Source organism: Desulforhopalus sp. IMCC35007 (genome assembly GCF_005116575.1).
GTDB lineage: Bacteria > Desulfobacterota > Desulfobulbia > Desulfobulbales > Desulfocapsaceae > Desulforhopalus_A.
Genome location: NZ_SWCN01000105.1, coordinates 1 through 255, shown reverse-complemented (window position 1 = coordinate 255; position 255 = coordinate 1). Strand labels below are relative to the sequence as shown.

Sequence of the window (255 nt, the reverse complement as noted above, 5' to 3'; positions counted from 1 at the left end):
TGGATCGTAGATATATAGTGGAACAGTATGGAAAGGCTGACCATAGACGGTGATAGTCCGGTACACGAAATATATCTTGACCTAGCTAGAAAGAGTACCACGGGACACGTGAAACCCTGTGGGAATATGGGAGGACCATCTTCCAAGGCTAAATACTAACCGATGACCGATAGTGAACGAGTACCGTGAGGGAAAGGTGAAAAGAACCCCGGGAGGGGAGTGAAATAGAAACTGAAACCGTTAGCTTACAAGCAG

The 255-nt window shown here is 46.7% G+C and carries 1 rRNA gene; it reads left to right on the top strand.

The features are described 5' to 3' along the window. Nucleotides 1–255: ribosomal RNA gene (locus FCL48_RS24795) — 23S ribosomal RNA — on the top strand; the annotation flags it as partial.